General features: G+C 48.6%; 14 protein-coding genes. 6 read left to right on the top strand and 8 right to left on the bottom strand.

Annotated elements, in window-relative coordinates; genetic code table 11:
• Positions 1–145: 145 nt before the first annotated feature.
• On the top strand, positions 146–715 hold the full coding sequence (locus IEW74_RS06000; RefSeq protein WP_188662759.1) for a hypothetical protein: 570 nt from the start codon (positions 146–148) through the stop codon (positions 713–715).
• 173 nt (positions 716–888) lie between these two features.
• Here IEW74_RS06000 and IEW74_RS06005 read toward each other — a convergent pair whose 3' ends face one another.
• From IEW74_RS06005 to IEW74_RS06015, 3 genes are all read right to left on the bottom strand, one after another.
• Positions 889–2,154, bottom strand: a complete 1,266-nt coding sequence (locus IEW74_RS06005; RefSeq protein ID WP_188662761.1) for a tyrosine-type recombinase/integrase — start codon at positions 2,152–2,154, stop codon at positions 889–891.
• Between the two features lie 124 nt (positions 2,155–2,278).
• A complete protein-coding gene (guaA, locus tag IEW74_RS06010; protein WP_188662763.1) occupies positions 2,279–3,832 on the bottom strand; it encodes a glutamine-hydrolyzing GMP synthase in 1,554 nt (517 codons plus the stop codon).
• A gap of 78 nt (positions 3,833–3,910) precedes the next feature.
• Positions 3,911–4,306, bottom strand: coding sequence for an MAPEG family protein (locus tag IEW74_RS06015; RefSeq protein WP_188662765.1), 396 nt, complete (start codon positions 4,304–4,306; stop codon positions 3,911–3,913).
• 109 nt (positions 4,307–4,415) lie between these two features.
• Here IEW74_RS06015 and IEW74_RS06020 point away from each other — a divergent pair, with 109 nt between their 5' ends.
• Positions 4,416–4,982, top strand: coding sequence for a TetR/AcrR family transcriptional regulator (locus IEW74_RS06020; protein WP_188662766.1), 567 nt, complete (start codon positions 4,416–4,418; stop codon positions 4,980–4,982).
• Here the strand turns inward: IEW74_RS06020 and IEW74_RS06025 are convergent.
• The 3 genes from IEW74_RS06025 to guaB all read right to left on the bottom strand — a co-directional run bounded on the left by IEW74_RS06025 (position 4,968) and on the right by guaB (position 8,618).
• On the bottom strand, positions 4,968–5,768 hold the full coding sequence (locus IEW74_RS06025; RefSeq protein WP_188662769.1) for a TSUP family transporter: 801 nt from the start codon (positions 5,766–5,768) through the stop codon (positions 4,968–4,970). The two genes, IEW74_RS06020 and IEW74_RS06025, sit on opposite strands and share 15 nt — an antisense overlap.
• Positions 5,768–7,051, bottom strand: a complete 1,284-nt coding sequence (locus IEW74_RS06030; protein WP_188662771.1) for an RsmB/NOP family class I SAM-dependent RNA methyltransferase — start codon at positions 7,049–7,051, stop codon at positions 5,768–5,770. Before IEW74_RS06030 ends, IEW74_RS06025 begins: the two co-directional genes overlap by 1 nt.
• 103 nt (positions 7,052–7,154) lie before the next feature.
• Positions 7,155–8,618 (bottom strand): IMP dehydrogenase, encoded by a 1,464-nt coding sequence (gene guaB, locus IEW74_RS06035; RefSeq protein ID WP_308419084.1) that lies wholly within the window; start codon positions 8,616–8,618, stop codon positions 7,155–7,157.
• Between the two features lie 283 nt (positions 8,619–8,901).
• Between guaB and IEW74_RS06040 the strand changes: the two genes are divergently transcribed.
• The gene (locus IEW74_RS06040; protein WP_188662775.1) at positions 8,902–10,119 is read left to right on the top strand and encodes a DUF2325 domain-containing protein; all 1,218 of its coding nucleotides are present in this window, start codon (positions 8,902–8,904) and stop codon (positions 10,117–10,119) included.
• Between the two features lie 7 nt (positions 10,120–10,126).
• Here the strand turns inward: IEW74_RS06040 and IEW74_RS06045 are convergent, their stop codons facing one another.
• Positions 10,127–10,849 carry an RlmE family RNA methyltransferase gene (locus tag IEW74_RS06045; RefSeq protein ID WP_188662777.1) on the bottom strand — a complete coding sequence of 241 codons (723 nt, stop codon included), beginning with the start codon at positions 10,847–10,849 and terminating at the stop codon, positions 10,127–10,129.
• 99 nt (positions 10,850–10,948) lie between these two features.
• Positions 10,949–11,959 (bottom strand): Ppx/GppA phosphatase family protein, encoded by a 1,011-nt coding sequence (locus IEW74_RS06050; RefSeq protein WP_229734253.1) that lies wholly within the window; start codon positions 11,957–11,959, stop codon positions 10,949–10,951.
• Positions 11,960–12,198: 239 nt separating this feature from the next.
• On the opposite strand from IEW74_RS06050, the gene IEW74_RS06055 reads away from it, so the two are divergent.
• The 3 genes from IEW74_RS06055 (at position 12,199) to IEW74_RS06065 (ending at position 16,883) form a co-directional block, all read left to right on the top strand.
• Positions 12,199–14,289, top strand: a complete 2,091-nt coding sequence (locus IEW74_RS06055; RefSeq protein ID WP_188662779.1) for a methyl-accepting chemotaxis protein — start codon at positions 12,199–12,201, stop codon at positions 14,287–14,289.
• Between the two features lie 533 nt (positions 14,290–14,822).
• Positions 14,823–15,083: a DUF4212 domain-containing protein gene (locus IEW74_RS06060; RefSeq protein WP_188662781.1), complete on the top strand. Its 261-nt coding sequence runs from the start codon at positions 14,823–14,825 to the stop codon at positions 15,081–15,083.
• 24 nt (positions 15,084–15,107) lie between these two features.
• On the top strand, positions 15,108–16,883 hold the full coding sequence (locus IEW74_RS06065; RefSeq protein ID WP_188662783.1) for a sodium:solute symporter family protein: 1,776 nt from the start codon (positions 15,108–15,110) through the stop codon (positions 16,881–16,883).
• Positions 16,884–16,955: the final 72 nt, after the last annotated feature.

The raw sequence follows: 16,955 nt of genomic DNA on the forward strand, positions 1-16,955 counted from the left end.
GTTTACTACCGTTCATCGGGGTTAACCCCGATGAACGGTATCGCAGCATAAATATTAACTCAGGCATCCCACCTTAAATTCGCTGCTAAACTGTCCAACATATGGGGGCCACTTCTTAGGTAAAGAACAAATCAGATCATATTTGATGACTAAACTAGGCTTAGAGTTTGAAGAATTTGAAGACCTCGCTGAATTAACCGATGACAAACAAGTCGAGACTCTCAAGAAACGATTGATGGAGTCAAAATCCAAGGAGGTCTTAGCCTACAACGACGCTTTAATTATTCACTATATTTATGGTCGCCGGAAAAAACTTGGCGAGCGGAGCGTAACAAATCAGTATGGCTATCGCACATGGTGGCTAACACATGAGGCATCTGTTCGGAAATATACAAAAGACCTAGTTGCAAAAAAAGGGTGTCAATACATTATGCGACCAGAGTTCCTCCTAAACTTTATTAGCTTAGCCCCATCCGCAGCCGAAGTGAGGAAGTCATATCAAAATGTATTTCCGACCTTGCTAGGAATACGCCTTTCTGATCGTATTAAAGAAACCGTATTCCTAAGCATGATGAAGTCCGTCAATGAAGCCCAACAACATGATGATGCAAGGGTTCATGCAAAAGTCCGAGAGATGACGAACCTTCTTATGGCTGATATGGTGAAGAAATATGATAAGGAATTCTCGGATCAAAACTTTAACGATCCTTTTTAGGCGATCATCTCGATACCGTGCAAATACACCTGAGGTCAAACGATCTAACGTCAACTGTGATATCGGCTGTTTCAGGATATAATTCATACGCGACGTTTCTTGGCGGGTAATCAGTTCAGCCAGCGTGATCTGCGACAATGCCGATACATCATCCGGGTTCATCTTAAAGACGTTTATGGACGATGAACGAACCCGTCTTTGTCCAATGTAAAGTCCTTCATGATCTGCTTCATCAGGCGTTTACCGTCCACATGGGAATAGTGGTTTTCGATGAATGCATATGAAGTCCCCGCCAGTCGCGACAGGTCTTCCATGGATACGCCAGCATATAGTCTGGCGGTGATGCCGAAGTGCCGTAGCGAATAAAATGACAACTTCCGGCCTTCACGGGATATTCCTGCACCGTTCAGGATTTCATCCCAAAGCGTGTAGAACTGTTTCTTCGAAATAATTTTACCCGTGCGACGATCCGTGAAAATGAAGTCTTTATTACCGGTGAAATTCGAAGCCTGTTTCAATCTTGTGAAGTGCTGGCCTCCGCGTGCCATGACTGTTCTGGATTTTCTATTTTTGGCGATTTCACTAGGGATGTTGATTTCAACGAAGATTTCATCCGGGTATTCATCTTGTGTGAATGTCCGAATATTCTCCCATTTGAGTTGCCGCAGTTCCCCAAATCGCATGAAGGTATTTACTTTGATAATGCAAAAATCTCTGATGATTTTCTTGAGAATGTTGGCATCATTGTCGTTGTTTCGATCAATCCAATCATTTTCCAAATAATCGTAAATTAAACGCCATTCTTCAAAGGTAAACGTGTCACGTCGATCAGCGTTACGGACCCGTATTTCTTCAAAGTCCACCGTCTCAAAATGAACGTAGCCATTACGGTAGCCCCATTTAAACAGGGCATTCAGGGTCGTTTGTTCATTCCTGATGGTAACGTCTTTTACGCCGGGTGACGTTAATCGGCGATGCTGTGCAAAATTGTAGAACTTCGACTTATCAATTTCGTTGATCTGCCGGTTCGAACCAATTTTAGGATTACGATCTCCAAGGAACTCATAGAGATGCTTGGTCAATTGGGTTTTGATTGTGTGATAGCGACCTTGGGTAATTACACCCGTCGTCACACGCTGTTGCTGATACTTTAAAAACTCGTCAACAAGCTCGCCGACTTTTAGGCCGAACAGCTTACGTCCGGTTCGTAGCTGCAACTGAATGTCATAGAATAGCTGTTTACCGCGTTCCAACGCCGTATCGAGATCACGGGTCTTTAACGTCTTACGGTAATATTTTTTCTCAGCCGGTATCCATGTGCGGAATTGGTAGATGTCACCGTTCTGTCGGGTGCGATAAACGATAGCGTCCCCGCCGAGAATGGGGTGCTGATCGACAAACGTCTTGGTTGCGGAGCACTTATGTTGAGCGATAATCACCAGAGTATGTAATTCTTCCGTCAGCTAAATTTCTAACCTATTGAAAAATAACATACCCTGAATGACTATGAAAAGACTGTGTAAAATCTAAGCCTTTGTAATGCTTACGTTTCCAAGGTGGGAATTATTCCCACTCGATCGTTCCCGGTGGTTTACTGGTGCAATCATAGACGACCCGGTTAATACCGCGCACTTCGTTGATAATGCGGTTGGTGACACGGCCCAAGAATTCGTGGTCAAAGTGGTAGTAATCGGCGGTCATGCCATCGGTGGAGGTTACGGCGCGGAGCGCACAGACGTAATCGTATGTCCGGGCATCGCCCATGACACCGACGGTGCGAACCGGCAGCAAGACGGCAAATGCCTGCCAGATGGCATCATAGAGGCCAGCATTGCGGATTTCTTCCAGATAGATGGCATCGGCTTTGCGCAGGATATCGCATTTTTCCGGTGTTAAGGGTTGGCCCGGAATACGGATAGCCAGACCCGGGCCGGGGAAGGGGTGGCGACCGACAAATTTTTCCGGCAGACCCAATTCACGACCCAGTTCACGGACTTCATCTTTGAACAGTTCGCGTAATGGTTCCACCAGATCCATGTTCATGCGTTCCGGCAAACCACCGACATTGTGGTGGGATTTGATGGTGACACTCGGCCCGCCTGTGAAGGAAACGGACTCGATCACATCGGGATATAGAGTCCCTTGGGCCAAGAAGTCAGCGCCGCCTGCCGCTTTGGCCTCTTCTTCGAACACGTCGATGAACAGGCCACCGATCGTTTTGCGTTTTTTCTCTGGATCGATTTCATCGCCAAGGGCATCGAAGAACAGCTTGGAGGCATCCTTGTGGATCAATTTGATGTTGTAATGATCGCGGAATAAATTCACGACTTCTTCGGCTTCGCCCATGCGCATAAAGCCGGTGTCAACGAAAACGCATGTCAGTTGTTCGCCAATGGCTTCATGCAAGAGAACGGCGACAACCGAGCTATCGACACCACCGGACAGGCCACAAATGACTTTGCCATTTCCAACTTGTTTGCGAACGGCGTCAATGGCTTGATCCTTAAAGGCTGCCATTGTCCAGTCACCGGAACATCCCGCAACATTGTGCGTGAAGTTCTGGATCAGTTGCGCGCCGTGCGGTGTGTGGACCACTTCGGGGTGGAATTGAACGGCGTAGAATTTCTTTTCTTCATTGGCAACGGCGGCAAAAGGTGCACCTTCGGACGTTGCCACAACTTCAAAACCCGGGGCCAGTTTGGTGACACGGTCACCGTGGCTCATCCAGACTTGTTCTTTGGCACCGACAGACCAGACACCATCAAACAAGGCACAGTCTTTATTGATATCAACAAAGGCCCGTCCGAATTCGTGGTGATCGGATGTTTCGACCAACCCGCCAAGTTGTTGCATCATGGTTTGTTGACCATAACAGATACCCAAAACAGGAATGCCCATTTCAAATACTTTTTCAGGCGCGCGCGGGGATTCTGCCCAGGTTACGGACGCCGGACCACCAGAGAGGATGATCCCCTTTGGGTTATAGTCGTCCAGAAAGCTGTCGGTAATGGAATTGAACGGGTGAATTTCAGAATAGACACCGCTTTCACGCACGCGGCGCGCGATCAGCTGTGTTACCTGAGATCCGAAGTCGATAATAAGAATGCGATCGGTCATGGGGCCACCAGATTATGGTCTTGAAGGAGGGCGCAACATACATCATGCGCCCCGACCTCACAATAGGCAGTCTGTAGGTTAAAGGGTAAAAAATGTGGTGATCAGCACAATTATCGTACCGATTAAGGCGGCGAACGTCAGGACCATACCGTAAAACCGGAGTTTGAAGATCGCTTTACCCACACCAAGGGCATGAAGCAGGCGTCCCAGTAACAGAATCGTCCCAACGACATAGAGTGTCCAATCGAGCGCATGGTTTAGCTCACTCAATGCCATTAGAAGGAGGCACAAAGGGACATACTCGATAAAGTTTCCATGTGATCGAATAGTGCGGGTCAACTCGTCAATCCCGCCATCGTGAAAGGATACACGATGACGCCAACGCGCTTTGATGACGCGGGCGCTTAACAGGATCAACATGACTGTCAGGATGATCGCGTAAACGGGGGTTATAAAAAGTTGGGGGGACGTCATTTTATTTTCTCCGGTTTGGTTGATTTAAATATGATAAGCGTCATATTTAAATATGATGTATAACATATTTTGGAAAGAGTCGAGTCATTATGCAGGGAAAGGTTGAGTTATGGGCTATCCGCAAGGACATAAGCAAAAAACACGCGAGCGTATTGTCTTGGCAGCACGTAAGCTTTGGAAACGCGATGGCTACGATGGGGCCAGTGTGGACAATGTCATGGCGGAAGCCGGACTGACACGGGGCGGTTTTTATGCCCATTTTAAATCGAAAGACGATTTATTGGTCGAAGCCCTGTCCGAAACGTTGGCGATTGAAACGATCAATCGACTGAAAGAAGAAGGCATCAATGACGAAAAAGCCATGCGACAGATGATTGTGGATTTTTATATTTCAAAAACGCATCGGGATCACCCGGATCAGGGGTGTCCGCTGACAGCCCTGACACAAGAAGCGGCGCGTTTTGGTTCAAGACCGCGCAAGGTTTTGGCTTGTCTGGTGGATCGTTTTTCACGATGGCTGGCCGGTGGGCAATCATCACGTCAGAATGGATTGACGGCTTTGTCCCTGATGGTTGGTGCGGTCACATTGGCGCGTGCGATAGAAGACGAAAGCCTGAGTGACGAGATACTGGAAGCGTCCAAACAGGAAGTGAAGCGGATTTTACAGATTGAATAAAGTCACAACCCATTGGTGGATTATGTGATCAGGTGATGACCAGATCAGTTTGATCGTCATGGCAAAGCTGATAACGACCAACAAGGGGCGGATAATTTTGCCACCATGTTTCATGGACATGTGCGACCCAAGGTAGCCCCCGACCAACTGCCCCATCGCCATGACCAGACCGACCAGCCAAACCATTTGCCCGCCTAAAATGAAAAAGAGCAGGGAAGCAATATTGCTGGTGAAGTTTAAAACCTTAGTATGGGCAGTGGCTTTTAAAATATTGAACCCCATCATGGTGATAAAAGCCACGGCAAAGAAAGACCCGGTACCGGGCCCAAAGAAACCATCGTAAAAGCCAATGGAAAACCCGAAAAACAAGCCATAGGCCCAAACGCCGATCCGTGCTTTGCGATCTTGTGTACCGATTTGTGGCTGAAGTAAAAAATAAAAGCCCATTCCAACAAGCAAAAAGGGAATGACGTCAATCAACAAGGACGCATCAATCGCTTGAACCGCCAATGTGCCCAACGCGGCCCCGATGAAGGTCATGACGATCATCGGCCAGATTTCTTTAAGGTTCAGGTGTCCCTTTTTATAAAAATTCATTGTGGCGGCGAAGGTGCCGAAGCTGCCTTGCAATTTGTTGGTGGCCAAGGCTTGCGCCGGGGAAAGGCCCGCCCCAAGCAAGGCCGGCAAGGCAATAAGCCCGCCACCGCCCGCGATGGAATCAATCCAGCCTGCGATTAAGGCCACGCAAAAAAGCAGGCCAAGGGTTTCATAGCTGAGGAATTCCATTACAGACGCTCCAACACAGCGCAGAAAAATCCGTCACTTTGATGTTGATCGGGGCGCATGGACATGAAATCACCCTCAAACGGGCAGGGCGTTGTTAATGTCTCCGCCCAGACTTGTGAAATGGGCAGGAGTTTGAAGTTTTTGTTTTCATTGAGAAAACGTTCGATCTGATCTTCATTTTCTCGTTTGAGTAAAGAACAGGTGGCGTAAATCATGCGCCCACCAAGTTTGACCAAATGGGCCGCGTTTTGCAAGATGCGCTGTTGGCGTCCTTCTAGATCGTCCAGTAATTCCGGTGTCATCTTCCAGCGGCTTTCCGGTGAACGTCGCCATGCACCAACCCCGGAACAAGGGGCGTCAATCAGCAGACGATCCACACGATTTTCAAATTGTTTTAACCACGGGTCGGTTTCATTTTGTATGGGATGCAGGACGACATTTGTCACCCCGGCACGTTCCAGCCGACGACGCATTTTATAAAGGCGTTTAGACGAGATGTCCAAAGCATATAAATGGCCTTTATTGCCCATTTCTGCACCCAAGGCCAATGTCTTGCCCCCTGCGCCGGCACAAAAATCCATGACCAGATCACACCCTTTGGCCCCGCTCAATAAGGCGATAAGTTGGGATCCTTCATCCTGAATATCAACGATACCGTCCTTGTAGGCCTGAACACCACCCAGTTTGACTTTTTTGGCAGAACGCAGACACAAGGGCGAAAATTCTGTGGTCGTTGTGTCGATATTTTGTTTGTTCAGTAAGTCCTGAGCTTTATCACAATCAGGATGTAAGCTGTTGATCCGCAGATCAAGCGGCGCTTCTGCATTGAGGGCCTGAAGGCAATTTTCGAAATCATCGCCCAAAGAAATCCGTAAATCGTCATCCATCCAGTCAGGATATTCCAAACGCACAGAATCGGGTGCTGTTGCAAGGTCGAGTTGGGCGAGAACAGGAAGGGCCTCGGCTTGTTCTTTTGTCAGTTTGGCCGGGGCATATTGTTCCCCGTTGAACAGGTCGTTCACATCCATATCGTTGAGTACACAATCCATAAAAACCAGATTTTCTGCGGTTGTGTCCAAATCTGTTTTTTGAGAGAGCCAGCCGAGCTTGGCGCGGTTGCGCAGGATATTGTAAATTTGATCGTTCACAGCGCGGCGGTCTTTAGAACCGGCATAACGACGGATTTTAAAATAATCGGTAATGATAGTGTCGGCAGGTTTTATGCCTTTTAGGATTTCATCGACCAGTTCAATGGACGATTGGATGCGCGCTGCCGGTTTCATTTATTCTTATCCGTTCTGAAAGAAGAGAACCCCCGCATCAAATGCAGGGGTTCAGAATATCGCAAACTTTTTAGTCTGTCTTCAACTAGAATGCGCTTAAGTCTTATTTTGTACCGCTGTAGTTCGGTGCTTCACGTGTGATGGTGACATCGTGAACGTGGCTTTCGCGCAGACCCGCGTTTGTAATGCGGTTAAATTCACATTTGGTGCGCATATCGTCAATGGTTGCATTCCCGGTATAACCCATAGAGGAACGCAAACCACCAACCATCTGGTGAACAATGGCAGATGCTTCGCCTTTGTAAGGGACGCGGCCTTCGATCCCTTCGGGGACAAATTTCATATCGTCTTTAACATCGGCCTGGAAATAACGGTCTGCAGAACCACGCGCCATTGCACCCATAGACCCCATGCCGCGATAGGATTTGTATGAACGCCCTTGATAAAGGAAGACTTCACCCGGTGCTTCGTGGGTACCGGCGAGCATAGAACCGACCATAACGCAACTTGCCCCGGCGGCAATGGCTTTGGCAATATCGCCGGAATGTTTGACCCCGCCATCTGCAATGACCGGCACGCCGTGTTTTGCAGCCACTTCAACCGCATTCATAATCGCGGTTAATTGTGGCACACCAACACCGGCAACAATCCGGGTTGTACAAATGGAACCGGGGCCAATGCCGACTTTGACGGCATCTGCACCCGCATCAATCAGGGCTTGTGCCGCTGAACCGGTTGCAATGTTGCCGCCGATCACCTGAACGTTTGAATGATGTTTTTTGATTTTGGCAACCTGTTCGATCACCCCTTTGGAATGACCGTGGGCGGTATCGACAACCAGAACATCCACACCGGCATCGATCAGGGCAACGGAACGTTCCCAACCGTTATCGCCTGTGCCGGTTGCGGCTGCCACGCGCAGGCGGCCATGTTCGTCTTTACAGGCGAGGGGATGTGTTGCTGCCTTATCAATATCCTGTACGGTCACCAGACCGATGCAGCGATATTTATCATCAACGACCAACAGTTTTTCAACCCGGTTTTGATGGAGCAGGCGTTTGGCTTCTTCACCGGAGACCCCCTCTTTGACGGTGACGAGGTTTTCCTTGGTCATCAATTCTGAAATGGGTTGATCTGGATTTTCGGCAAAACGCATATCGCGGTTGGTAATAATACCGACCAGCTTGCCTGTGCCGCGTTCCACAACCGGGAAACCTGAAAATTTGACTTCTTCTTTTTTGGCCATGACTTCGGCAAGTTTTGCATCCGGCGGGAAGGTGAGCGGGTCGGCGACCATACCGGATTCGAATTTTTTAACTTTGCGAACTTCGGAAGCCTGCTCGGCAATCTCGAGATTTTTGTGAATGACACCAATGCCGCCAAACTGGGCCATCGCAATTGCCATGCTGCTTTCCGTGACCGTATCCATTGCAGCAGAGACAAGCGGAATGTTCAGCTTGATGCCTTTTGTCAGGTATGTGGAAGTGTTTGCTGTTGCAGGCAAAACGTCTGATGCTGCGGGAATAAGCAATACATCGTCGAAGGTCAAAGCTTCTTTAATAGTCACGGCCATCTCCATGGATATCGGGTGTCTGGATTTGGCGCGTTATATATACACAGGTCTTACCAACATTCCACAAGATTCATGCAGCGCAGCAAACTTTTTTTCAATAAATCGAAAATAGTTCTTGCAAATGATAATGATTATTAATAAAGTTTTAAGTGTCCCGAGCGCGGGATGCTGTGAAACGATCGTCCGGGCCTTGTGTTTTGGTTTCTTCTTCTCCCCAAAATGTAAGGCCCGGACAATTCGACAGCCAAGATTTCCAGATGATGTTATGGAGTTTTCGATGTGCGATTTGCATAAACCCGATTTGATGCTCGAAACCAAACTAAAGATGATCCCCAAACGGCGCAAACTGTGGGAATTGGATGTTCATTGGCATTGTTCGGTGATTGGCACCTGTATTTCACATGACGAATTGCGCAAGTTGGGGCAAAAATGTAAGGCACCGGCTTACGATGGGCGAAGTGCGGATTATAAACTGCATGGCTTTATGGTGGGCAATGCACGTTATTCCCAAGGGGTCGGGCGTGTTTTGCACAAGTTTCTGGAACGCAAGTATGCCCGCACGATCAAAACATTTGCCAAAGCAAAAACCTCACACGAGGTTGAAGAACTTTGGTTGGATGCGTTTGAACGTGGCTATATTCCCGGGCCATTTTGGGCCGTGATGACCCATCAGGCAAGTTCCCATGAGTTATTGGCGCAAGTTTATGGTGAAGTGCATATGTTGTCGCATTTGGAAGGGGCCAGTAATCGGGCAGATCATCGTGAAATCGCAGACTTAAAATCCACAATTGTGGTCATGCAAAATGATATGCAGGATCTCAACAGAAACCATCGCAAAGCCATCGACAAACGCGACCATCTTATCGGCAATTTAAAACGGGAACTTTCAGACGCACAAGCCAAGGCCAGCCGCAGTGACGAGCTTGAAGCGATGTTATTGGCGGAACAGGAAGGGCATTCTGTCGCGCGTCTTGAAAAACGAATTGATTGCTTGACGGCGCGGGTCCTTCAGGAAACGGATCGTGCCGATTTAAGTCAGGCCCGCATGCTGGAAATGGAAATGAAATATAAGGAAACCCGTGCGGCGCTCTCGTTTAAGGATGCCCGTATTCTTGAATTGGAACAGGAACTGTTGTCATTGGAAAAGAATGCCTGCATGAAAGAACAAGGCTGCCCCGGTGGGGAAGATCTTTGTGGTCGATGCATTGCCTATATCGGCGGGCAGACCAAGCAAGCCGCGTTCTTCCGTGACTATGTGGAAAAGAAAAACGGGCAATTCCTGCACCATGACGGCGGTTTGCATGATGGTCAGGCGCGTTTGCAATCCATTGTCGCACAGGCCGATGCGGTTATGTTTCCGGTTACATGCGTCAGCCACGAAGCCACACGTGAAATTAAACGAATTTGCGCGCAACAATCCAAACCCTTTGTTCCGTTGCGTAGTCAGGGGTTGGGGGCCTTTACACGAGGCGTTGACGATCTCGCCCGGAATTAGGCCATAATCAGGATGCGTCGCTGAAGGTGTTCTTTCCGCGAAAACCGCTGGCAACCAAATAGGTTTCTGATGAATCCTTGCGGCTTGCCGGCGGTTTAGCGTGGCGAACCGTTTGAAATTGCAGTTTAAGCTGTTTCAACAAATCCGCATCGGCCCCGCCCGCCAAAACTTTTGCTACAAACCAGCCGTTCGGTTTCAGGACTTCTTCGGCGAAATAGGCTGCGGCCTCGACCAGAGCCGTGATGCGAATATGGTCTGTTTGCGGGTGTCCGCTGGCAGAGGCTGCCATATCGCTCAAGACCACATCGACAGGCCCGCCGATGACTTCTTTCAGCCGATCAGGGGCGTCATTGTCCATAAAGTCACCTACCAGCAGGGTTGCACCGGGAATTTCTTCGACTTCTTGCAAGTCAATGCCGATGACATGACCGTTCGGATTTTTTTCGGCATCAATACGTTCTGCGGCGACTTGTGTCCAACCACCCGGCGCGCATCCCAGATCGACGACTTTTTGACCGGGTTTTAAAAATTCAAAGCGATCATCCAGCTCAATCAGCTTAAAGGCCGCGCGGGAACGATAACCTTTGCGGTGGGCTTCTTGAACGTAAGGGTCATTGAGTTGGCGTTGCAGCCAGCGTGTGGAAGACAGCTTGCGTCCGCGTGCAGTTTTGACGCGCACGGTTTTATCGCGTTTGGCTTGAACGGTTTTCCACTTCTTGCTTTGGGACATGGGGGCACTTTACGTCGTCAGGGGTTGTCGATGGGCATTATCGCCCGCTCGCGTCTCTTACATAATCTTCTTTATAACAGAAATAAAGGGGTTTTGCGCCTATTCTTGTGCGCGCATAAGATTAAGCAAGATCCCTTCGCGAATGCCACGGTCTGCAATCGTCAGTTCCCCAACGGGCCAAAGTTTGCATAAGGCTTCCAATATGGCGCACCCGGCAATGACCAAATCGGCACGACTGGTCCCAATACAGGGGTGTGCCGCGCGTTCATCGCATTTCATAAGGGCCAACTTCTGAGATACACGATGGATTTCGTCAAACGGCAGGCTCATACCATCAACCTTGGACCGCAAATAACGGGGCAGTTTCAGATGAATGGCCCCAAGCGTGGTGACTGTGCCTGAGGTTCCCAGCATTTGGACCATGCCATTTGCCACATCATGTGAGATCGTGTTGCGTTCATTGAAGGCCCGCAGTTCCTTTATGACATGATCCTGAATGGCCTGATAGCTTTCCTGTGTGACTTCTTCGGCGTGGGCGTATTCTTCGGAAACTGTCACAACCCCGATGGGCAGAGAGATCACATCGACCACCTGCGGGTCCCCCAGACGGTCCAGTTCAATCCACATGATTTCCGTACTGCCACCGCCAATGTCAAAGACGAGAGCTTTGGGCTTTTCAAGGCTGAGGAGAGAAGCACATCCGGCAAGGGCGAGGTTTGCTTCTTCTTCCGGGTTTATGGCTTCCAGATCCAGTCCGGTTTCTTCTGCAACGCGATTGAGAAAATCAAGGGTGTTTTCTGCACGGCGACAGGCTTCTGTCGCAACGGACCGTACAAAAGTGACATTGCGATTTTGAATTTTTTTGGCACAGACCAACAAGGCCTTGAGGGTGCGTTCCATTGCGTCTTCGGACAGGCGACCGCTTTGGGCCACATCTTCACCCAGTCGGGTGATACGTGAAAAAGAATCAACAACGCGAAATCCTTGGCGGGTGCGCCGTGCAATCAGCATCCGACAGTTATTGGTGCCTAAATCCAACGCGGCATAAAGAGGCATAAGGGCAGAATTCTGTACACCCTGCGCTTTTTTACGCTTCTTTCTGTGCTGCATATGGTTTGATGCCACTTTGTGTTTACGCTCCGGTCCGTAAATGATTTTTATGACGAATACCCCTGAATTCTTTTTATACGATGAAGCCGTCTGACTGGAAAGAGGAAAGAAAGGAAAAAAGAGGAAATGCTGTCATAACTATGAAACGCTTTAAGGTTAAATCTTTTATACTTGTGGCTAAATCGTTTCGATGATTTAATAATTTTATAATTAAAATTAAAAGCTGGGGATATAGTGTGATGTGGGATCGTTTGTCCTTGGGCGGGAAAATGGCCGCTCTTTCTTCTTTAATCGTGTCTTTGTGTTTGATTGTCGGGATTACAATTGCAACCAATCAGGCATCAAAAACAACATTGGAACTTGCTTTGGCCGATGCGGCGGATATCGGGCGAACGCAAAGTGCGAACGTAAAACTGCAATTGGACAGCGCCATGTTGGTGGCGAAAGAATTGCAAAAAACATTTATGGCGATGCGGCGCTCCGGGGTTGATGATCGTTCCGCCTATGATGCTATTTTAGAGGATACGATGAAAACGCATCCAGAAATAGCAGGGGCTTGGGCCGGGTTCGAACCAAATGCGTTTGATGGGCGCGATGCGGATTATCAAGGTAAAGAACCGCATAACGTAAAGACGGGTCGCTATGTTACCTATTTTTATAATTTTGGTGGTGGTGTAACGCCTTATTATCTGACCAGTCTGGATGTGGACCCCTCAGACCCAACGGGGGATTATTATAATGTACCGTTAAAAACAGGACAGCCGTTTGTGGTGGACCCTGTCATGTACAATATTGATGGTGTTGATATTCTTCTTCCGTCTTTTGTTTATCCGGTTTTGGACGAGGCGGGAAAACCCATCGGTGTGGTTGGCGTGGATATGGCGGTTAATGATATGGCCGCTGCGTTTGCCAAGCTACAGCCAATGGGCACGGGCCGTGTCTCTGTGATTTCAAACAAGATGAAATGGGTTGCGCATCCAGATAAGGAAAAAGTGGGTAAAGATCTGGATGATAAAGATGCCAAACAGGTTGCGGCTGTGAAGAAAATGGCTGGTACAGATGTTGTGATCGAAGAAATCGGTTCGGCCCACCATTTGTTTTTGCCCATTCCGATCATGGATGTGAAGACCCCGTGGTATGTTGAGGTGGATATTCCGACGAAAACGTTGACCGCGAGCGCCGATCGCATCGCGCTAAACATGATCATAATTGCTGTTGTCCTGGTGATTGTCTTATGTGTTTCCTTGCTGTTTTTGGGGCAGATCATCATTCGTAAACCCTTGCAGAACTCGGTTGGCATTATCAATGAGTTGAAGAACGGTAATTTTGAAGTTGCTGTGACAGGCCGGCGCCGCAAAGACGAGATTGGCGAGATCAATACGGCGTTGGAAATTTTCCGCGATGACGCCAAGAAAATGCAGGAGATGGAGGCCGCGCAGCAACGTGCCTTACGTGAAGCCAGTCAGCAACGTGCCGAGGAACGCGCGAAAATGGCAGCCAACCTTGAGGAAACATTAGGCAAGACCATTGCGTTGATCAATGCGGCGGCAACGCGGATTAAAAACGATTCAGAAGAAATGTCGGCAACATCTGATCAATCTATGGAGCAGGCCGTTCTTGTGGCAGCCAGTGCGGAAGAGTCCTCTTCCAATGCGCATGCCGTGGCTTCTGCGGCCGAGGAGCTCTCCGCTTCTATCAATGAAATCAGCTCTCAGGTGCAATTGTCATCTTCAACAACACAGGAAGCGGTGGATGAGTCAAAACGTGCCAATGAAATGGTGTTGCGCTTGTCAACGGCGGCTGAAAAAATTGGCGAAGTTGTGAATTTGATTACAGATATTGCGGCCCAGACCAATCTGCTTGCCCTGAATGCCACGATTGAAGCGGCGCGGGCCGGAGAAGCCGGTAAAGGGTTCGCCGTTGTGGCAACCGAAGTGAAAAATCTTGCAAACCAAACAGCCCTTGCAACGGATGAAATTTCGCAACAGGTTGCCTCTATTCAAACCGAGACCCGAGGGACGGCTGCGGCTATTCAAACGGTATCTTCCACGGTTTTGAATGTGAATGAAATTGCGGCAACGATTGCGTCTGCGGTTGAAGAACAAGGGGCTGCCACGCAGGAAATTTCTCATAACGTACAGCAAGCAGCAGCAGGTGCGGCAGAGGTAACGCAAACAATTTCGATGGTGCGCGAAGGGGCGATGAGAACAGGTGAACAAGCAAAAGATTTACAAGTCTCTATTTCGGATATGAGCACTGCCATTGTCGGGCTGGATGAAGAGGTTCGCAATTTCCTTGAGACAATCCGCAATGCTAAAATAGAGGAATAAAAATACCTTTAGATTGTGTGATTCTCATTCAATCGATTTTAAATTGCTGAAAAAACGGTCAAATCCAGTTCAGATTTGACCGTTTTTTTGTTCCAGAGAACGCAGGTTTCGGTGGTTTCGCAAAGATTCTGACGTTAAAGCCATGCGAGATTCGGAAATCAGGCATGAAAAAAACGCATATTGCGCTGCACAATGCAAAAAAAATAGTCGGTAATACCAGAAACGTGAGAGTTCCTCTGCTTTTTAATTGACTTTGATCAATCTCGGCGGAAACTATAGAGTTTGTTGAAATTTCTAAAATTAGAATACTTCTTCGCATGTGCAAAAAGTTGTTTTATTACCGTACAATATTTTAAGATTTCTCAATTTTTTTTGCATTGATGACTGGACCGGAGGTGTTTTTCTAAGGTACAAAATTGCGGGTTACGGCGCTTACTTTGTAACAAAGTTGTCGTAAAATAATTTTTTGTAACAATAAACCGCTGCTTTCCATGTGGCGGACACTCTCGATCTGTAGGGGAGGCTTTTTTTAAATGAGTACACATGATGGACAAGGTTATTGGGCGGCTAATATTCGTCTCGTGACTTGGCTGCTTGTTGTTTGGGCAATCTGCTCTTATGGCTTTGGTATTCTCCTGCGTGATGCGCTGGATGCTATGGTACCGTTTGGTGGTGTTGGACTGGGGTTCTGGTTTGCACAACAAGGGTCAATTTTCGTCTTCTTGGCTTTGATTGCGATCTACGCCAAGAAAATGGCTCAAATTGACGCTGATTTCGGCGTACGCGAAGACTGATAATCGTCTGGGGAATGACTTAAAATGGATCTTACAACTCTTACGTATATCTTTGTGGGCGGCTCTTTTGCGCTCTACTTTGGTATCGCAATTTGGGCCAAGGCTGGCACAACGGGTGAATTTTATGCTGCGGGTCGCGGTGTACACCCGGTCGCCAATGGTATGGCCACGGCGGCAGACTGGATGTCTGCGGCTTCCTTTATTTCCATGGCGGGTTTGATCTCGTTCATGGGTTATGATGCGTCCATCTTCCTGATGGGTTGGACAGGCGGTTACGTGCTTTTGGCTTTGTTACTGGCACCGTACCTGCGTAAATTCGGCAAATATACGGTGCCGGAATTTGTGGGTGACCGTTTCTATTCTACTTCTGCCCGTGTCACGGCGGTTGTCTGCTTGATCGTGGCATCTGTCACGTACGTTATCGGTCAGGTTAAAGGGATCGGTGTTGCGTTCTCCCGCTTCCTGGAAGTGGATTTCGTAACTGGTCTGTGGATCGGTATGGCAATCGTTGCGGTTTACGCTATTCTCGGCGGTATGAAGGGTGTGACATACACTCAGATCGCCCAGTACTGCGTTTTGATCTCCGCTTACACTGTACCGGCTGTGTTCATCTCTTTGAACCTGACAGGTACTCCTGTGCCGCAAGTCGGTCTGTTCTCCGGTACGGAAGACGGCACGCCGATGTTGGCGAAACTGAACCAGGTTATCACTGATTTGGGCTTTGCAGAATATACCGCACAAAAGGGTGGAACGATGAATATCATCTTCTATACGTTCTCCCTGATGATCGGTACAGCGGGTCTGCCGCACGTTATCATTCGTTTCTTCACAGTACCGAAAGTACGTGATGCGCGTGCGTCTGCCGGTTGGGCATTGGTCTTCATTGCGTTGCTTTATACAACGGCTCCGGCTGTTGGTGCTATGGCTCGCCTGAACCTGATGAATGCCATTCAAACTGGTGAAGTTGGTTCACCTGACGGTAACCTCGCCTATGCCGAACGTCCGGATTGGTTTAAAAACTGGGAAGCCACTGGCCTGTTGAAGTTTGAAGACAAAAACGGTGATGGCAAAATCCAGTACTACAACGACAAAAACAAGGAATTCGCTGCTAAAGCCGAAGCTTGGGGCTGGAAAGGCAACGAAATGGTTAAAGTTGACCGCGACATCATGGTTCTGGCGAACCCGGAAGTTGCGCAACTCCCGAACTGGGTAATCGCTCTTGTTGCTGCCGGTGGTTTGGCTGCGGCCCTGTCCACTGCGGCGGGTCTGTTGCTGGCGATTTCTTCTGCCGTTTCTCATGACTTGTTGAAGTCTACCTTCATGCCTGAAATTTCCGAAAAACAAGAATTGATGGCTGCGCGTATTGCGATGGCTGCTGCGATCTTGCTGGCCGGTTATCTGGGTATGAATCCTCCGGGCTTTGCGGCACAAACCGTGGCACTTGCCTTCGGTCTGGCGGCATCTTCCATCTTCCCGGTTCTGATGATGGGTATCTTCTCCAAGAAGATGAACAACAAAGGCGCTATTGCCGGTATGACAACGGGTATTGTTTCCACCTTGGTATATATCTTTACATACAAAGGCTGGTTCTTTATTCCGGGGACAAACATGCTGGCGAACACGCCTGCAAACCACCTGTTCGGGATTTCTCCGGAAGCTTTCGGTACAGTTGGTGCAATCCTGAACTTTGCGGTTGCGTTCATCGTGATGAACATGACTGAGCCGGTTCCGGAAGAAATCGAGCATATGGTTGAAGACATTCGTATCCCCAAAGGTGCGGGTGCTGCTCAAGACCACTAAGATTTTATTTTAGTTGTCTGATATAGACCACAAATAAAGACGGGCTCTGCTTCTGGCGGGGCCCGTTTTTTT

The sequence above is a fragment of the Terasakiella brassicae genome (assembly GCF_014641495.1).
Lineage (GTDB): Bacteria > Pseudomonadota > Alphaproteobacteria > Rhodospirillales > Terasakiellaceae > Terasakiella > Terasakiella brassicae.